The organism is Spongiactinospora gelatinilytica (assembly GCF_003236385.1).
GTDB classification, from domain to species: Bacteria; Actinomycetota; Actinomycetes; order Streptosporangiales; family Streptosporangiaceae; genus Spongiactinospora; species Spongiactinospora gelatinilytica.
Window position 1 is genome coordinate 1 of sequence record NZ_POUA01000658.1, and the last position, 2,020, is coordinate 2,020.

2 protein-coding genes and 1 pseudogene are annotated in these 2,020 nt (G+C 74.3%); 1 reads left to right on the forward strand and 2 read right to left on the reverse strand.

What is annotated here, in order from left to right; all coding sequences use genetic code 11:
• A pseudogene (locus C1I98_RS38305) lies at positions 1 to 404 on the forward strand (5-methyltetrahydropteroyltriglutamate--homocysteine S-methyltransferase); the annotation flags it as partial.
• Between the two features lies 1 nt (position 405).
• Here the strand turns inward: C1I98_RS38305 and C1I98_RS38310 are convergent.
• Together C1I98_RS38310 and C1I98_RS38315 are read right to left on the reverse strand one after the other, a co-directional pair.
• Positions 406 to 1,407: an ABC transporter substrate-binding protein gene (locus tag C1I98_RS38310; RefSeq protein ID WP_111172115.1), complete on the reverse strand. Its 1,002-nt coding sequence runs from the start codon at positions 1,405 to 1,407 to the stop codon at positions 406 to 408.
• Positions 1,408 to 1,438: 31 nt separating this feature from the next.
• Positions 1,439 to 2,020: sensor histidine kinase (locus C1I98_RS38315; protein ID WP_233508556.1), on the reverse strand; the 582-nt coding region annotated here is incomplete at its 5' end.

Consider the following 2,020-nt stretch of genomic DNA (forward strand, 5'->3'; position numbering starts at 1 on the left):
CGGTCGGGGCGTACCGGCGGGCCACCTCGGGGGCGGGCGACGCCACGCAGATCCACACCCACCTGTGCTATTCGGACGCCGACCAGATCGCCGCCGCCATCGAGAGCCTGGACGCCGACGTGACCAGCGTCGAGTCGGCCAGGTCGGACGGGCGCATCCTGGCGGAGTCGGCCGTGGGCGCGTTCACCCGCGGGCTGGGGCCGGGGGTCTACGACATCCACTCACCGCGGGTGCCGTCCGTGGCCGAGGTGGAGAAGCTGCTCGGGGCGGCGCTCGCCGTACTGCCCGCCGGGCGGGTCTGGGTCAACCCGGACTGCGGACTCAAGACCCGTACATATCCGCAGGTGGAGGCCGCGCTGGCGAACCTGGTCACGGCCGCCGCGAACGCTCGTCAGGCGCTCTGAACTACCAGCGCACCAGCGTCATGCGGTGCCCGATCTGCGCGCCGGTGCGTGGATCGACGCGGAACCTGCCGAACATCGTGGCGGTGTCGAGGGACACGGCGGCCTCCCAGACGTCCTGCCGGGCCGTGCTCGCGGCCTGGTGCGCGCAGTGGACGGCCAGGACTCCGGCGGCGACGGCCTGCACCGCCGGGTAGTCCGGGTACTCGGCGGCGCGGGCGAGGATGCCGGGCACGACCACTCCGGCGGCCAGGAAGTCGGCGAGGTCGGCGTACACCGAAAGGAAGTCCGCCTCCCGCGGCCCGAGGATGTCGCCGTCCGGCTGCCGGTTCGGCGCCCACTGGGCGACGCCGAACACGCCCTGCGGGTGCGGCGCCGCCGTGCCGAACGCGGACACCCCGGCCGCCGTCGTGCACATGTGCCGGGGTGGGCGGCTCGCCGCCCCGGCCCGCTCGACGGTCGCGATGTCCTCGTCGAAGCCCCCGGCCGACAGCAGGTCCCACTCCCCGTCGGTCGGCATGTCGCCGTGCGCCACCGGCACGCCCAGCTCCCGCGCGGCCTCCTCGGCCCCGGCCTTGACCTGCCGCGCGAACGAGCCCTTGCCCGCGCCGATCCACAGCGGCGCGAGCGGCCGGGCCTTCGCCAGCCATTCGAGGTACGGCCGGGCGTACTCGCTCGCGGGCGTCAGCACCGACACCAGATACCCGGGATAGGCGGCCTGCACGTCGTCGCCGGAGCCGCCGTGGTTCCACAGGACCCGTTCGGCGTCGGCCGCGATCGGCCCGGCGGCCCGTACGAGGTCGGTGGCGTACGGGCCGAGCATGATGTCGCATCCGCCGAGCACGCCGGGCATGACCGCCTCAAGCGTCCGCGGATCGCTCTGGTCGTCCTCCACGATCAAATCCACCGAACTCTCCAGCCGCCGCCATGCCGCAAGGGCGGCCGCCGTCTGACGGCCGAACCGGGCGTATCGCCCGCTCAGCGACAAACACACCCCAACACGCACGACGGTCCCCTACCCCAGACGGCCTGGTGAATCATGCCCCCTCGGCGAGCGGCAGGGTGAGGACCATGCTGAGGCCGCCGCCAGGGGTCTCGTCGGGGGTCAGTGTGCCGCCCATCGCCTCGGCCAGGCCGCGCGACAGGGCCAGGCCGAGCCCGACGCCGGTGTGGGTGTCGCGGTCGCCGAGCCGCTGGAACGGCAGGAAGACGTGTTCGTGCCGGTCGCGGGGGATGCCGGGGCCGCGGTCGATGACCCGGACCTCGGCCCGCCCGCCGTACCGGCCGGCCGTGACCACGACGGGCCGGTCAGGTGGGCTGTAGCGGACCGCGTTGGAGACCAGGTTGGCCAGGATGCGTTCGAGCAGCGCGGGGTCGGCCAGCAGGTCGGGGAGGTCGGCGGGGACGTCGAGGCGCACCCGGCCCGCGAGCGGGCCCAGTTCGTCCAGCGCGCCCGGCAGGATCTCCCCCAGCGCGACCGGCTCCGCCGACACGCCGAGTACGCCCGCCTGGAGTCTGCTCATGTCCAGGAGGTTGGCGACCAGGCGGTCCAGGCGGGCGAGGGATTCGTGGGCGGTGTCGAGGAGTTCGGCGCGGTCGGCGGGGGTCCAGTGGACGTC